Here is a 16,206-nt window from a genome sequence, read left to right on the forward strand (position 1 = left end):
CATACAAAAACGCCATCCTTTCCTATGATTCTACAGAAAGAATAGCGTATTTTTGCATTTTAAGGAAATTTAGTATTCATATCTTCTTTTTATGTTGTCTAGTATATTGAACATAAGTTTTTTGTTTTTTTCTATAATTTTCCGCGGAATAAGAGTGTATAATACATCCTCAAATGATAGAATTATTAATATATTGCAAAATGAAAGAGGTAAAAATAATGGAGACTTGTGCAGATGTTTTAATCGTTATCGATTTACAAAATGGCGTATGTTACAGTGGAGATCATTTATTTAATTTACAAAATTTACTCACTAAAGTAAATAATAGAATTGCTTTATATAGAGAATTACATAAACCAATCATTTTTGTTCAACACTGTGATGAAGAATTAGTACCTGAAGAAGAACCATGGGCTATTAATGCCAATCTAGATGTTCAAGAGCAAGATTTTTTTGTAAGAAAAATACATGCAAATTCTTTTTACAAAACGAACTTAAAAAATCTTTTAGACCAATTAGCTGTACATCGTATTGAATTTTGCGGTGCCCAAACAGAATACTGTATGGATGCTACGATTAAATTTGCTCATGGATTGGGATACGAAAACTGCATGGTACAGAAAGCAACCTCTACTTTGAATAATCCATTTATGTCGGCAAAAGAGACGATTGATTTTTATGAAAATATATGGAGCAACAGATTTTTAAAATTGATAGGAGATGAATCTTAGAATGAACGATTATACAAAAATCCTAAAACGAGGATTCATCAGCGAAAATTAAAGGGGTTCCTCCCCATAGCCATCAACTTAAAAAAACAAACTCCCCCAAAAACGATAAAAATGAGGAATTTGCACAAATTTTTCGTTCTGGGGGTATCTCTTATTCTTAGCTTGATGGGCATGTGGCGATACCCCATGCCCATTAACTTAAGAATTTTATAACGCCCCCAAAACAAGAATTTCATCTTACTACAGTTAATTATGAGAATTCTGTACGCTCAGATAATTTTTAATTTATTAATGTACAAGAACCTCATTTTTGAATTTTAATAAATTCATTTTGTCATAGGGAAAATACGATTTTACTGTTTTGCTGATGGTGGATGTACTATTATGAAGTTGCTCCTTCAAAAAGTATTAGTTTACACTTGATCCCTGCACATTGTGTGGGGATTTTTTGTAAAGAAAAGACACAATTTTAGGTGTCTCTTTGTGCTTTTACAATTCGTTTAAGTGAATATAAAAGAACACCAGCTATAGTACTCACCTGGTGTTCTGACTGCAACAATTTCTATCGTCTTTTTTACAATACATTCAATTGGCTTTCTGATCACTTTTCGGCTTCCTTACCAAGCAATACACACTAATAATGAGTAAAATAAGAGGGATTCCCTGAATCATAAAGAATCCAAGACAAAATTCAGTTAGTCCACTCCCAGGAGCATCTGTTGCCATTATCCCAACAAATAGAGCAACAAAAAAAGTCAAACCATTCAACACTACACTAATACAAAGAAAAAGTATTTTCCAAAACACTAAAACAATCCCCCTAGTATACTAAAAGATATATGAAGTTTTTATCACATTATCACTTTCGATATGTATATATTAATATATCATTTCTTCTTCCTCAATTTTAGTCATTTTTCTTTTATTTTCCCTATAGGGGTCACCATACATCACCATCAAGCTAAGAAAAGCGAATACCCAAAAACGAAAAAAGTGAACTTAATTATCCTGAATAAATGTGGCGTGAAAAATGTTGTTAAGGGCATATTTCGAAATCTTAGAGAGAATAAAAAAAGATATTGTTATATTCTTAAATCTGTAATATAATGAATCTATAGAATTCTTAATATTCAGAAATTTAAAGAGGAGGAAATAATATGGAGATCGCAATGGCAGTTTTATCATTCTTAGGTGGAGTAATTCCATTAGTAGCAACACTTCTAAAAGCATTCATGTAATAGAATTCTCTGCACTTATTTATAAAAATTATCATACAAATGATCTGTATATCAAAACCGAATTGATGTGCAGATCATTTGTGTGAGCAAACTTTAAACAAGAAAAAGAATCCGAGAAATCATAAGGGATTCTTTTTCTTTATGTAATTACGGCATTACCATGTTTGCTACCGAGAAGTGGTTTTATGTAAATCTTACATGTATGGAATATACATCCAATTTTTATAATAAATCGTTTCTTCCGAATGGTACAATCAAGGAAGAGGAGGGGTATTATGAAGAAACATCGTTTTAGAAATCTATTTTTCTGCTTTACAGCTCTTTTAGTGTTATCTGCTTGTCAAAAGTACAACGGTAAGTTAGAACAATGGGGTAGCACTGTTGACACTGTCGATACAGCCAAACTAAAAAGAAATAACATTCCGTATGAAATAAAAGATGGTAAAGTATATATTCCCGAAGATGCCTTTAGCGATGCTACACTGTGTTGTACATAAGCAGTGATGTAAGCCCCTTTCTAAAGGGACGGGGTTTGTTTTACATGGGGTAAGCACCACATGTAAAACAACCTAACAGAGCAGGTTAACCCCAAAACGAAAAAAATGAACTTTGTTGCTATAAAAGGCACAAAATTTTCATTTTGGGGGTACTTCAAAATCTTAGCTTGATGGTGATGGGGTACCGCCAGCATTTCGGAAAAAAACCATGCTAAGAGCATGCAAGGTTTTATACAGTTTTTCGGCTAATCCAGTAACAAACAAGAACCCTAAAACCGCGCCAGGATAGGAATGTATAAAAAAATGCATAGATCCGTAGAACAAAAAAAGGAGGTTCCCTTGTGAGAGTAGGGATCTGCCTTTTTCTTTCTACCCATAATAGGACTTTATGTTAACTTCTATGAATACAATATACATCCATTTCATAAGAAAAACCGCTAGGAAAACATCCTGACGGTCCTTTTGTGTATAAATCCCATGAGGAGTGATAGATGTGATCCGGCACTCGTAACCATGTATAGATCGGTATGTTTTCGTTTTCCAAGCAGGTCAAACATATATAATTCACTGTCTGTTTAGACTTGCGTAATGGCTAAATTCCTTATTGATTATTTTATCGTGAGCTGGCGCTACTTGTGGACCTACCGAGTTGATGCACGTTACCAGAATATGCTTCCCGTCTAGAGATCCGACGGCTCTCGATTCATATCCGAAAGTACCTCCGGCATGCCCCCAGTAAGATTGCCCGTCCGCTGTTTTAAATTCATAAATCCCTAGTCCGACTTTACCAAAAGGTCCATCTACTGTTGTGTGCATCTGGTCCATCATCTCTTGAGTCAGAAGCTTCCCGCTCAACAACGCACTGAAGAAGGTAGTCAAATCATTAACTGTTGAGACTATATCTCCCGCCGCATTTGCCCATGATTGATTCATTTCTGTTAAATCATACAAATGACCCGATCTATCCATATTATATCCTGTGGCATGCTTACCCGGAATTTCGTGACTATTTCCCATCACAAATGTCCCTTTCATTCCAAGCGGTATGATAAACCGTTTCCTGATCTGCTCCGCATACGTTTCTCCTGTTACCTTTTGAATAATTTGACCGGCTAGTACAGTATTCATATTGGAATAATTCCAGCCCTTCCCTGGTGCAAATACAGGTGGCTTTGAAAGTCCAAGGTCGATAAGCTCATCGACGGAATAGTAACGGTATGGATTTTGAGGCAAAGTAATATCTCGGAAATCCAAATCTGTATAGCTAGCAAGCCCACTTGTATGATTCAATAACTGACGGATCGTAATTTTGTTGCCATCATACCCTTCACCTTTTATGACACCTGGCAGCCATTTTTCAACTGAATCATCCAGATTCAATTTTTTCTCGTCAGCCAACTGTAATACAACGGACGCTGTGAAAGTCTTCGAAATACTTCCAATACGGAATGAAAAATTGGACTCCACCGGGTGTGGTACTTCATAACTGGCTGTACCTGTAGCGTAAGACCAGCGTTTCCCGTTCTGTAACCCGCCAGCTATGACACTTGGGACTCCTTTGATGGTTACCACCTCATCAATGACGCGTTTGACTTCATCCCGATGCTTGCTTTTCTTTTCCTTCTCTGTCTTCACTTGTACCGCGCCTTCAGTCTGTACCGGGTTTACAGACCCATAAGCAGAAAATACCAGTGTACTCGCCGATATAGCTGTTAATGCAAGTACAGCTCCTTTTTGAATCTTGAGTAATTTCATAACGTATCGCTCCTATTATTTTGGAATGTTGTGTTGCTTTACATCCTCACCTTATCCCCAAAATTGTTAAATCGGATAGTGATGAAACCGCCAAACTTTTGTTGACACTCGGAATTGGACTTGTCACATATACCATATGACAAACTGTCAAATATCTCATGTGACGTGCTTGTTACAGTAAATTCTAACTGTTTACCCTCTCTTTCGCTTGACGGATCAGAAGTTTATGGTGCATGATAGATTTGATTTATTCAGAATTAATTTTCAAAAATACAAGTAGGTGTGCATAATCCGTGTTCTCTATAATAAAAAAATGGTTCTGGTATGATTGGATATTTGTGGCCATACGAACGCTTTGGATGGTCATTATCATAAGCGCTAGTTTTATCAAACCGTCATTAATCGATGCGTCTTTTTGGGTCTTATTTTCTTTTGCTTTCGTCGTTTATCTCGTTCCATTAATCGCCTGGTGTAGAAATGCAGATTGGTATCTTGCAGTCGACGTCATGGCAGCGGGGGTTTTTCATCTTTATTTAGCCTATACAGCACCGGAGTTACTTTGGTCTTTCGTTTTACTTGTGATGAATATCGGCTTGGCGAGCAATCGAAGAACCTATGTATGGACAGGTATCCTCTGTGGAATCATATTGCCGGCATTGAACGGTTGGATCGCTGGTCGTCTCCCGTATGAATTTATCGTTAGCAACGGTTTTGGATTCGCCATCGGCTTCACGTTTAATATATTAATTCAGTCCCATAAGCAAGCCCTAATTATTCATGAGCAAAAGCTATTGCTGGAGCAGCATATTGAGCGGATTGAGGAACTTACGCTGATGGAGGAGCGCAGCCGGCTGTCACATGAGCTGCATGACACGATTGTCCATACGCTTACCTCACTCATCGTCGGCGTCGAATCGCTGCGATCGTCCGTACCGAATTCACAGATAGAGAGGATCGATTCGCTTGTCGGAATCGCCCAACACAGTCTGGTTGATATCCGAAAACATCTGCATCAGCTCTCTCATACTCCATTGAACCATTCGTTAAGTGAATCTCTACGGCAATTTACCGAAGATTTTATGAAGTCAACAGGTATAATGGTCAAATTCCGTGTGATCGGCAGCGAGACTCTCGTTATGCAAAAAATAAACTTTTGTCTATATCGTTGCCTTCAAGAGTCTCTGAACAACGCGGTTCGGCACGGTAAGGCGAGCTTGATATCCGTTCAGTTGTATTTCGAGAGTCAGCAGCTCAGGTTACAGATCGAAGATAACGGCATCGGAATGGAAGAAATCCAATTTGGATTTGAACTTAATGGGATGAAGGAACGACTTAAGCTATTTCACGGCACGGTGTCCGTGCATTCCGAGCCAGAACAAGGAACTTTCGTCATATGTAATATTCCGTTGCAGACAGAGCCTGCACATGATACAATCCGCCTGCTGCTCGTTAACGACCAGGTGATCATTACCGACAGTTTGAAGCAAATTTTGGATCAGCATACTGATTTTAACGTCGTTGGTACAGCCAGGGACGGTGGCGAAGCATTAGAACATTGTGAGCGATCCCAACCGGATATCGTGCTAATGGATATTAGTATGCAGGGAATGAGCGGGATTGAAACTTTACTTGAGATGAAACAACGATGGCCTGATATGAAGGTTGTGTTCATGACAACGTTTGAGGATTCCTTGCAGGCAGCAACTGCATTGGAGCACGGGGCGGAGGGCTACATGCTGAAGTCGATTCATCCGCGAGAGATGAAGGAAGCCTTGAAACTAATTTATAACGGAGGAATCTGGATCGATCAATCGGTCGCTACGAGAATTTTCGAAGAGATGAAAAGTCAACGCGAGCAATTGGAGAAGATCGGCTCAAGTCAGGAAAACTTCCCGTACGGGCTTACGAAACGTGAAATGGAGATTCTGGAGCATCTGTCAGGTGGACTGCGTTATAAGTCGATCGCCGCCAAATTATTTTTATCGGAGGGAACGATCCGCAATTATTGCTCGACTCTCTACTCGAAGCTCAGCGTCAACAACCGCGAAGAAGCAATAAAAAGGGCCCGAAAGGAAAATATTGTGTAGATGGTACTCAAGATATAATCATTTTTCCGTATTCGGGGCACGGCAACGATTACTATTTTTTGGGCCACTCATTATTTTAAGTAACAGAATTAGAGTTCCGTTAACTTTTGGAATGAATTTAACAAAATTTGTTTACAGAACACCTGTAAATATTGCTGGAAAATAAGTGGACGGAATACATTTAAAGAAAATCTTCTTGAAAACTTCAAATTTAATTACCTTAAAGTCATTGTTTTATCATACATTTCAAAGTTTTTTACAAGTGGTCCGAAAAAGAACGAATCGTTGTTATCCCCCATGCCCATCAACCCAAAAAAAAAAACAAATACTCTAAAACGAGAAAATTGGCATCTCTAGGTGAAAATGTACAATTTTTTTGTTTTTGGGGCGTTATAAAATTCTTAAGTTGATGGGCATGTATGGTGACCCCTGTAAGGACTTAATTACATTGTGTCCATTTAACTGTAATGTTTAAAATAAGAAGAGCCTTCGTTATATAACGAAGGCTCTTCTTATTTTATCATTTTATTCATACATAGTCTTCATGTTTGTAGATGCATAAAATGACAAAAATAATTTGGGGCGCACTCTATCTATATGATAATTCATAATGAAATATAAGTCTATATTTTTGTTGTTTTTTTGCTTATATTTATGTCATTGAGCTCAGAAGAATATATGTGGAGGGAAAATATATGAAATCGAATGATGTGCCAGTTTTAATTGTTGGAGGGGGTTTATCAGGGTTAGCTTCTGCATTATTTCTTGCAAAACATAAAATTGATTATTTGCTTATTGACAGGCATCCGACTACTGCAATTCATCCGAAAGCAGGAGGGATTACTTTTCGCACAATGGAGTTATTTCGAGGATTAGGTCTAGAAAAAAGAATTAGATCCGCTGGTAAAGTATTGGAGAATTGCCGCGGAAGAATTGCGGTTCATACAATAGCTGAGGCAAATTATGAGGAGTTAGAACAATTAAGGATGACGCAGCATGGAAATGATGAAAAGTTATTTAACAAAGTAGAAGAGATTAGCCCGTCCAAAATAACTTCTTGTTATCAAATTACTTTAGAAGAAATGATGTTACAAGAAGCGCGGAAATTAGGCGGAAAGCTATCTTTTTATCATGAACTGGTTTCTTATGAGCAAAATGAAAACGGGGTAATAGCAACTATTCGAAATCGTGAGACGAAAAAAGAGAACACGATTCATTGTGATTATGTCATCGCAGCAGATGGGGCGAAAAGTAAAATACGTAAACAGTTAGGTATTTTAGCCGAGGGCCGTGGTACAATCGGTGGTTATTATATGAACATTTACTTCGAAGCTGATTTGAGTGAATTTATAAAAGGAGACGCATTTGGGTTTTCTATGATACTGCATCCGGAAGTTCTAGGTGCGCTTATTCCGGTCGATAACGTAAGTAAATGGATTTACCATGTAGCTTACGATCCAATAAAAGGAGAGCGACCAGAGGATTTCACTATAGAACGCTGCAAACAAATCATTCGAACAGCAATTGGGAGTACGAATATTGATCCGGAAATATTAAGTGTTTTACCGTGGGAAGCGACAGAAAGTACAGCGGTAAAATTTCAAGACAACCGCGTTTTTCTAGTCGGTGATGCTGCACATATTATGCCGCCAACGGGAGGATTCGGATCAAATACAGGGATACAAGATGCCCATAATCTAGCTTGGAAATTAGCGGCTGTTATAAAAGGAAAAGCAGATCCAAAATTATTAGAAACATACCACGAAGAGAGATATCCAGTTGCGAAATTAACGACGGACTATGCGAGTAGCATATTATTTCGTGCTGCGAATAGAGATGAAGGTAATTTGAATAATATGGATAGTTTAGCTGTTACTGTTGGTTATCGGTATTGTTCAAAAGCGATTATAGATGAAAGTACAACTCCGCATAGAATGGATATAGTAGATCTGAACGGACGACCAGGAACGCGTGCGCCACATTTTTGGGGAACGTATGAAGGAAATGAAGTTTCTATACTTGATCTATTAGGTAGCAACTTTGTGTTACTTACTGGCTCAGAAAATAGTACTTGGTCAGTAGCTGCACATATCGTTTCATCTCATTTAGGAGTAAATATGAAGGTGTATCGAGTTTGTCTAAATGGTGATTTCATTGATCGAGATGGCGTTTTTAGGAAGCTATATGGAGTGAAACCTAAAGGAGCAGTATTAATAAGACCGGATGGATTTATTGGCTGGCGTACGGAAAACGCAGTATTAAACGAGAGTGTAGTACTTGAAGAAGTAATGAACAATCTATTATGTAATTTTGTAAATAAATAATAATTTTAAGCATCGTTTATGAAACATAGACGGTGCTTATTACTTTATAGGCGTGAAAAAATTTGTAGGATACTTCAATTTCTCTATAAGGCCTCACCATATCCATCAACTTAAGAAGTTTATAACGCCCCAAAAACAAAACAACAATTATGCGTTGGGTTCACCAATATGGTCCTGAGTTAGATAAGAGAGTTCGTCGGCATCTTAAGAAAACGAACGATTCTTGGAGAGTCGATGAAACCTATATCAAAGTAAAAGGTCAATGGATGTACTTATATCGTGCAGTTGATTCAGAAGGAAATACAATTGATTTTTATCTAAGTAAATCAAGGGATAAACAAGCAGCCAAGCTCTTTTTCAAGAAAGCCTTGGCTTTTTCGTATGTTTCTAAACCTCGCGTGATAACAGTGGATAAGAACCCTGCCTATCCTGTAGCGATTGAAGAGTTGAAAGAAGAGAAACATATGCTTGAAGGTATACAACTAAGGCAAGTGAAATATCTCAATAATATAGTGGAACAAGACCACCGATTTATTAAAAGACGAGTTTGTTCTATGTTAGGGCTCAAGTCATTTAAAACAGCTATCTCTATATTGAGTGGTGTTGAAGCCATGCATATGATGAAAAAAGGGCAACTTGGTTTACCGGACAAGTCTGTCCAAAGTCAGAAACAATTTATTCATAAATTGTTTGGATTAGCTTCCTAAGAGAGAAATGAAGAGGAAATTGCCACTCTATGTTTCTAACTAATATTTTTGCACCAGAACCACTTTGAGCGTATTCTTATCCTTGATTCTACAACATTTCAAGTGCCGGATCGATTTGCATCTACTTACCTAGTGCCGGAGGATGTAGTCATAAAGCTGGTGTGAAAATTGAACCAGGAAAACGAAGTGATCAGGCGTATGGTGCGACTCGAACAGGTATGGCACAAAAGAATGAACTATATATTCGTGACTTAGGATATTTTCGTTTACAAGACTTTAAGTCTATTTAAGATAAGCAAGGATATTATTTATCACGTCTTAATTTACCAAATAAGATTTATAGAAAAGAATTCGAAACAGTCGTATTTAAAACAAAACCCGCTCAAAAACTATATAAAATTATGATATCTTAGATTTTTATGGGCCAGTGAAGAGCCAGTAAAGATATTATTTTTTATATTTTATTACCGTTTCTGTTCCGTTACTACACAAACCCCTATATATGGTGCCAAACATCCAACGCAATACAATTGGGGAACACAAGAAGTATATAAAGAAACTGGAAAAACGAAGGTGTTTGGCAGTTTATCTCCAAAGACATATTTAAAATGGACGAATTATAAAAAGAAATCTTTTTAAACTGCTATTATATACAAGAACATATCAGATAATATGTTCTTGTATATCTCATTGACGACTACTCTCTAAAGAGTCCAGTCCACTAATAATGTGTATACAGCCCAAAAAAATGGAAAGTTATTGATAGTTTTATAAAGTAGGGGAGACATGTAAATTAGTGTTTTTCTCTCGCATCTCAAAAACTAAGAATACTCCTTATTTTGAGATATGAACAAAGTTTAACTTAAAATAAAAACTAACACTTAAAGAGAAGTTAATCTCGTAATATTAAGCTTTATTTAAATGCTCATCCAGCAGGAACACTAGAAAAGTCTGCATTATAATGTTATTTATAAACATGATTTAAGAAGAAACAATTTCCGATTTTCGTCTCAATATCATAACATAACTATACATTTCGAAACACTGAATTTTGTTAACTTTTTAACTACCGATAATAAAGATTATGTTAACTGATAAAAAATAAGTGGAGGGAATTCCTTTTGTATAAATCTTTCCCTTCCTATTTGTATGGCGACCCAGATTTACGAACTTCTATATATCATATAATCTAACACTCATATTTTTTCATATACACCGAAGTGAAATTTACTTTCTATTTCGTCGAATGTTTGTTTCTGTAGCTTTGAAATAAAGTTTAATCAAAAATACCTCGCAATCCCAAGTTTTACGATAAATAAAAAGAATCCATTTTGAAAAAAGATTGATCAAAATGGATTCTTCTTCAGCAAATTTTTGTTTCGGCTTTATAAAAAAGTTTGATCATTTTCTGCCTGTATTGCTCCATAATCGCGCCCGATTGTTCTCTAAAAAGTGAATAGTTTCTATTAAACTTTCTTAATATACTCATACACTTCTTTAGGTTTTATATTAAGCAGGTGAGCAATTTCCGTTATTTTTTTTCCTTCTTTCTTCATCTTTTTTACTTTTGCCTCCAATGTTTGCTCGTATTCTTCTGTAATATCAAATAATGGACTCAATAAAGAGTGCCATATTTCAAAATCAGCAAATTTATTTTTTTCCAAAAACTTATTTAGCAATGTTTTTAATTCTCTATTTTGTATAATTCTTTTTCCTTCTAACACTTGTTTCTCAGTAAGAAAATTACCTATATCTTTTATAAAATTGATAAATGAGTCCATAGAATCTGCAAGGAAACCGCCAACACCCCAACTATCCATTCCGTGCATTAATGAAGATATAGGGTATCCATCTTCATTTAAATCAATAATAATTGGATCTCCACACATAGTTTCATATGCAATAACAATCCAATTTGCATCCCAAGTATCTTCCTCATCGGTTACAAGGGAGTTTCCATCGGTGTCAATGCTATATCCTACTTGAAATTCATCTAATTGTTCAAAAGAAAATATATCAAAATTCACATATTCTCTAATTTTTTCATGTTCTAAGTTAATAAGTTCTAAATTCCTCTTAATTTCTTCTTTTTGATGATAAGAATTAAATTTTATCATTGTCATTTTTACTACATCCCTATTCATACTTTATATTTATTCTTTTTTTATCTTTTTTTTTACTAAAAACCTAAGACAAGAATATTAATAATAGATATTGGATTACTTAGGTTCAATTAAAAGATCCTGTAAAACAGGATCTAAACAAACTTTAGAACATCGCTACATTCTTTAAAACGTCGCGACTTTATTTCAAATCGACACATATACAAATAATACTAAATTATGGAATATTTTTAAAGAATCAAAACGTTTTTATATTCAATTCATATATTTTATTTCTTTTCTTAATAAAAATATCCCCATAGATAAGTAAATTCAAAGGGATAAAACGGTGCATCTTTTTTATAAACAGTTAATCTTTTTTCAAAACGGTTAAACTTTGTTATAAACGATTAAACTTTATTTCAAATCCACAGTTTCGTATGTTTATCAAGTTGATGGTTTTGTACCATCAGGTATTTTTTCTAAAGTAGATTTGCTTTTTAAAAAGTTTTCTAATTTATAAAAATCTGTTGACGTATAGAGTAGACTCATTCCATCTATAAATTCAATTTCATACAGTTTATCTTCTTCAATATCATAAGGAAGACAAAAGTGTGAATTCTTATATAGCTCGAACATTTGCCATGGTACTGCATCCGTAACTTCAAATTTATCTTTAAGAATTGGACAAAGTCCTTCTTTTTGTTTTTTCTGCACAGGAAAAGCAAAGTTTCTATAGACTTCAGATATTTCCAATGAGTACCTATCAATTTTAGTAGAGAAATAGCTTATACCATCAATAGAATCTGTTTGCCTAATAAATTGTAATAGTAATTGCGGAATAATATATTCTGGTTTAAAAGTATCATTTTTATATTTCACACGTATAGAACAAGCAGCCATTAAAGGCCATAGTAAAATATACGTAGTTATATCTCTATACATATTTCTCTTAGAAATGTTTTCATAATTTTGTATCAGATTTTGAATAAAAACTGCTGGAGGTGTGGAAAGATCTAAGTAAGTGATACTATATGATTGAAACAATGATGTCTGAACTGTATTTAAATCAGGTTTATTCAGTTCTTCCCAGCATGCCAGTGGTGTGATACCCAAATAAATACATGGTATTCCAGGAATACTATATCTATTTGTAGCAACTTTCCCTCTTAGTTGAAAAGGAATATGGAACATTTCATCCCTTTTATAAGTATAATCAGTACCTATTCGCATTTTATAAAATAATTGATTTTCTGCAATTGGAATTATAATATTGTTAACGAAATGGCCCGAAATTGATAAATTGTTTATTAATCCTTTTTTTAATTTTGAAAAAGCCTTATCTGGGAACCCTCTATAATACTCTTCAATTGAACAAATAATACTAGCACACAGGTTTTTAGCTTTCTCTAAAGTTGTACCATCAATTAAATTGTACTCTGGTGGGATAATGCAATTAATTTTACCTAACCCTTCTACATAATTGCTTAGAATATCATTGATATAGCCTTCGAAATCATCGTTTGTTCTTGTTAAAGGCAGTTTTCCAGCAACAGAAAATAAATCTATAGATGGTAATATTTTTAGTATCCATCTTCTTAAAGACATAATTCTTATGTAATCTTTAAAAAAATCAACAGAATTTGGCACTATTTTCTCAGAGTTGTATTTAAAATCTGGTTTTCTATGTAATCCAGTATATAAAGTGAATGCTTTTTGTGCTTGCTCATCGCTGATAATATCATTTTCTTTAATTTTGTAGAGATCGATAGCTGTTTTAATTTGTTCTTCACTTACTGTTATTATATTAATCACTTCACTTTCATCTCTATATTGATCTTTAAAGCTATATTTTTATTTTAAGTGCCTCTATAGCATTACTATATTTCTTCTTTCATTTTATATAATCTATCTCTTTTCTCATCACTTTTTATGAAAGTAAGCTTTCCTTCAGCAACAAAATCTTCAAGAATTAAGCATACTTGTCCGAAAGCTTTAGGCTTATCGGTTGTGAATCTTTCATTGGATATTTTTCCTGAAAGTATTAATTTTTCACATAGCTGCAATGCACTTATTTCTTCAGAATTGATTAACTCTAAGATATCTTTCTGCAGTGGAGATAAAGGTACTTTTGTTTCGCTCACCTCCACTACATTCTCAGCAAATAAATCTTCAAATGAAATTTGATTCATCTCATCTATTCCTTTCTAACAATGACTATGCAAAGCATAAATTGTTCGCTTATCCTATTAATACTAGCAAGCCTACTTAAAGTTTATATATATCGCCAGGTTACATTATTTAATTAATTTCCGCATTATTATGATTTTAGTATCATGTTTTTATTATACCGAATTTACGTTCTGGTATCTATTGCTGAATTCGTTATAAAGAAATGTACAACACCAGCCTAAGTATGCCATCACCCTATTTCTTTATAATTGTAGGAATACAAGAAAAGGGATTCTATTCAAAAAGAAATTTCATTCGTTATATATATAAACTCATTAAAATAACATAACTAATAGGATACAGGAACAATTTCTAAATCAGAAATGTTTTTGTATCTTATTTCAATAGTTCAATTTTGCACATGCTATACATTGTGCGATGAAATATCGTATGGTTACTATATTGATACTATAGCACTCAACTCATTGTAGAGTTTGTATATAGGTAACACTGGCACTTTTCCAAACAAGGGACCTACAGATTCTGACTCATCCTTAAAAACCTCAATATCACCATCAAATGATATTCCTTTATCTCCTACCGGCGTACCACCAACATTTTAACAAAAATATACGCTAAGTAAATTTCGACATAAAAAAACGTTGATTTTACTACTCTAAGCGACTTATTCGATCTCAAAAACGAGGGTGTTTGAGTCAAATGAAATTCACCCTAAAATGTGCGGCTACCCCATGCCCATCAACTTGAACTTTTGAAGCACCCCCATAATAAAAATCCCTAATGTAAATTAGGGATTTTTTGTGTATAAAGGGATATTTGTAATTTTATATTACATGAAATCCAATTAATAAAATTACAATGAGCGTGATAGAAAATACGCCCCACCATAAGCTATGAGTTTCTCCTTTTCTTCTTCTTGAAATAAGGATTTCCATTGACATAATAAGGATAAGCGCAAATATGCCTTTTATCATAGAAATAACTGGGAAGCCCTTAATGACTACCATTCCAACTCCTGAAGTTAACATAAGAACATAAAACGCACGTTGCGCCCACAATGTAAATTCTTGTTTTTTTAGCATGTAGCTCATAATAAATAAAATGATAAGAATTGCCCATGATCCCGCGTGAATTTGTAAAAAAGTTTGATACATTAAAGTTCACTCCCGTATGTATGTTGTTTTTTTGAAAATATGATTACTAAACCGGTAGATAGCATAGTTATGATGCCTCCTACTATGAAAGAGACCGCTCCTTGTGATGTAAATATCATTGTGAAAAATATAGGTCCAATGATTCTTCCTAAGCTGTCAAAGGAGAAGTTCAAACCAGAGATTGTACCGTGATCTGTTTTTACTTGCTTCGTTAAAAATGAAAGAGTACATGTTCGTACAAGTGCATTTCCAGCTGTAAAGATGGATAAGCAAATTCCAGCCCATAGTAAATTGGTTATAAAAGGGATTAAAAACAAACCTGTTGCAGAAATAACTTGTCCAATTATAATGTATCGTTTTTCATCTCCGTTACGAATATAGCGTATTAATCCGCCTTGTATGAATGCATCTACTAGGCCACTTGCTAAGAAAATGATTCCGACTTGAAACGGTGTAATATCAAATGCTTTTTTTCCGAATAATTGATATGTACTTTCTAATCCAGCTAATGCCATGGAAATAGTAAAAGTAATAAAAAGCAAACCAATTGATGCCGCTGGTAAACGAACAAACTTTTTAAATGAATTTTCCGCATCTTTTTCTTCTGTATTGTTTAAACTCTCTTTAAAAGTAAAGAATGTATATAGAAATAAAATGATAAGAAGATTGCTAGCAATTTGGAATGGAACAGCATTTCCAAAATGGCTTAGCATTCCACCGATTGCTGGACCGATAATAAAGCCCATTCCAATACATGCTCCCAGCATTCCTATATAACGATTACGCTCTGTTTCAGTTGTCATATCGACAATTGAAGCTGTTGCAGCGGTGTATAATGCACCTGCAAACAAACCATTAAGGCCTCTAGATATGTACAAACCTACTAAGTTATCAATAACTATCCCTGTTAAGAAAAAACTAATGGAATAGCCGAGTATACCAATTAACAGTACAGGACGCCGACCTATCCGATCAGAAATCTTTCCCCAAAATGGAGATGTTAGGAAAGATATAAGCGAATAAGAAGATAACAGCATACCTAAATGATGTGATGGTACACCTAAATTTGTAATTATTTCTGGTAGAACGGGGATAATCAGGTTCTGGTGCAAAAATAAAATGAAAGAGCATATAGCTCATATATTTCTAGCAGAATTCTATTTTATGCTGTAAGCCCAAACAATCGATGGATGAATTTTTTCTGATTTTGAACAGACTGATGCCGTAAATCAATCTGTTCTTTTTTAATCATATGCATAGCCTCTACACCACTCAATATAAAGGTTGCTGTTTTAAATGACTTCAATCCCAACATAGAACGTACACGTTTCTTGATAAAACGATGATCTTGTTCCACTATATTATTGAGATATTTCACTTGCCTAATTTGGATGCCTTCTGGCATCTTATTTTCTTCT

12 protein-coding genes and 2 pseudogenes are annotated in these 16,206 nt (G+C 34.7%); 6 read left to right on the plus strand and 8 right to left on the minus strand.

Translation table 11 applies throughout. From position 1 onward, the window contains the following. The first annotated feature begins 218 nt into the window (after window positions 1-218). Window positions 219-731, plus strand: coding sequence for a cysteine hydrolase family protein (locus C564_RS0128640; protein ID WP_018767793.1), 513 nt, complete (start codon window positions 219-221; stop codon window positions 729-731). A 585-nt stretch (window positions 732-1,316) separates the two neighbouring features. On the opposite strand, the gene C564_RS32920 is transcribed toward C564_RS0128640, so the two are convergent. Beyond that, window positions 1,317-1,538, minus strand: coding sequence for a hypothetical protein (locus tag C564_RS32920; RefSeq protein WP_018767794.1), 222 nt, complete (start codon window positions 1,536-1,538; stop codon window positions 1,317-1,319). A 706-nt stretch (window positions 1,539-2,244) separates the two neighbouring features. Between C564_RS32920 and C564_RS0128655 the strand changes: the two genes are divergently transcribed. After that, on the plus strand, window positions 2,245-2,466 hold the full coding sequence (locus tag C564_RS0128655) for a hypothetical protein (RefSeq protein WP_016115623.1): 222 nt from the start codon (window positions 2,245-2,247) through the stop codon (window positions 2,464-2,466). A 564-nt stretch (window positions 2,467-3,030) separates the two neighbouring features. Here C564_RS0128655 and C564_RS0128660 read toward each other — a convergent pair. Next, window positions 3,031-4,221, minus strand: coding sequence for a serine hydrolase domain-containing protein (locus C564_RS0128660; RefSeq protein ID WP_018767796.1), 1,191 nt, complete (start codon window positions 4,219-4,221; stop codon window positions 3,031-3,033). Between the two features lie 293 nt (window positions 4,222-4,514). Here C564_RS0128660 and C564_RS0128665 point away from each other — a divergent pair, with 293 nt between their 5' ends. The 4 genes and pseudogenes from C564_RS0128665 to C564_RS35720 all read left to right on the plus strand — a co-directional run. Then, window positions 4,515-6,308, plus strand: a complete 1,794-nt coding sequence (locus C564_RS0128665) for a helix-turn-helix transcriptional regulator (protein WP_018767797.1) — start codon at window positions 4,515-4,517, stop codon at window positions 6,306-6,308. Between the two features lie 695 nt (window positions 6,309-7,003). Next, on the plus strand, window positions 7,004-8,632 hold the full coding sequence (locus C564_RS0128670; protein WP_018767798.1) for an FAD-dependent oxidoreductase: 1,629 nt from the start codon (window positions 7,004-7,006) through the stop codon (window positions 8,630-8,632). A 140-nt stretch (window positions 8,633-8,772) separates the two neighbouring features. Continuing rightward, window positions 8,773-9,339: pseudogene (locus C564_RS0128675) on the plus strand (IS6 family transposase); the annotation flags it as partial. 57 nt (window positions 9,340-9,396) lie between these two features. Further along, window positions 9,397-9,725: pseudogene (locus tag C564_RS35720) on the plus strand (transposase); the annotation flags it as partial. Between the two features lie 1,080 nt (window positions 9,726-10,805). Here C564_RS35720 and C564_RS0128685 read toward each other — a convergent pair. The 6 genes from C564_RS0128685 to C564_RS0128710 form a co-directional block, all read right to left on the minus strand. Beyond that, window positions 10,806-11,462: an SMI1/KNR4 family protein gene (locus C564_RS0128685; RefSeq protein ID WP_018767801.1), complete on the minus strand. Its 657-nt coding sequence runs from the start codon at window positions 11,460-11,462 to the stop codon at window positions 10,806-10,808. A 426-nt stretch (window positions 11,463-11,888) separates the two neighbouring features. After that, window positions 11,889-13,256, minus strand: a complete 1,368-nt coding sequence (locus C564_RS0128690; RefSeq protein ID WP_018767802.1) for a hypothetical protein — start codon at window positions 13,254-13,256, stop codon at window positions 11,889-11,891. Window positions 13,257-13,321: 65 nt separating this feature from the next. Further along, entirely contained in the window at window positions 13,322-13,633 is a 312-nt protein-coding gene (locus C564_RS0128695) for a DUF3895 domain-containing protein (RefSeq protein ID WP_003209375.1), read from the minus strand. Between the two features lie 825 nt (window positions 13,634-14,458). Beyond that, window positions 14,459-14,788 (minus strand): DUF1516 family protein, encoded by a 330-nt coding sequence (locus tag C564_RS0128700; RefSeq protein ID WP_003209376.1) that lies wholly within the window; start codon window positions 14,786-14,788, stop codon window positions 14,459-14,461. Further along, window positions 14,788-15,921, minus strand: coding sequence for a tetracycline resistance MFS efflux pump (locus tag C564_RS0128705; RefSeq protein WP_026008741.1), 1,134 nt, complete (start codon window positions 15,919-15,921; stop codon window positions 14,788-14,790). Before C564_RS0128705 ends, C564_RS0128700 begins: the two co-directional genes overlap by 1 nt. A 29-nt stretch (window positions 15,922-15,950) precedes the next feature. Then, on the minus strand, window positions 15,951-16,206 hold a 256-nt coding region (locus C564_RS0128710), incomplete at its 5' end, for a DDE-type integrase/transposase/recombinase (RefSeq protein WP_018767804.1).

Origin of the sequence: Bacillus sp. 105MF (assembly GCF_000374885.1) — a bacterium.
GTDB classification, from domain to species: Bacteria; Bacillota; Bacilli; order Bacillales; family Bacillaceae_G; genus Bacillus_A; species Bacillus_A pseudomycoides.

What these genes read in the sequence shown, in the direction of transcription:
- C564_RS0128640 (WP_018767793.1), top strand. Translation starts at nt 219, where the DNA reads ATGGAGACTTGTGCAGATGTTTTAATCGTTATCGATTTACAAAATGGC.
- C564_RS0128655 (WP_016115623.1), top strand. Translation starts at nt 2,245, where the DNA reads ATGAAGAAACATCGTTTTAGAAATCTATTTTTCTGCTTTACAGCTCTT.
- C564_RS0128660 (WP_018767796.1), bottom strand. Translation starts at nt 4,221, where the DNA reads ATGAAATTACTCAAGATTCAAAAAGGAGCTGTACTTGCATTAACAGCT.
- C564_RS0128670 (WP_018767798.1), top strand. Translation starts at nt 7,004, where the DNA reads ATGAAATCGAATGATGTGCCAGTTTTAATTGTTGGAGGGGGTTTATCA.
- C564_RS0128685 (WP_018767801.1), bottom strand. Translation starts at nt 11,462, where the DNA reads ATGACAATGATAAAATTTAATTCTTATCATCAAAAAGAAGAAATTAAG.
- C564_RS0128695 (WP_003209375.1), bottom strand. Translation starts at nt 13,633, where the DNA reads ATGAATCAAATTTCATTTGAAGATTTATTTGCTGAGAATGTAGTGGAG.
- C564_RS0128700 (WP_003209376.1), bottom strand. Translation starts at nt 14,788, where the DNA reads ATGTATCAAACTTTTTTACAAATTCACGCGGGATCATGGGCAATTCTT.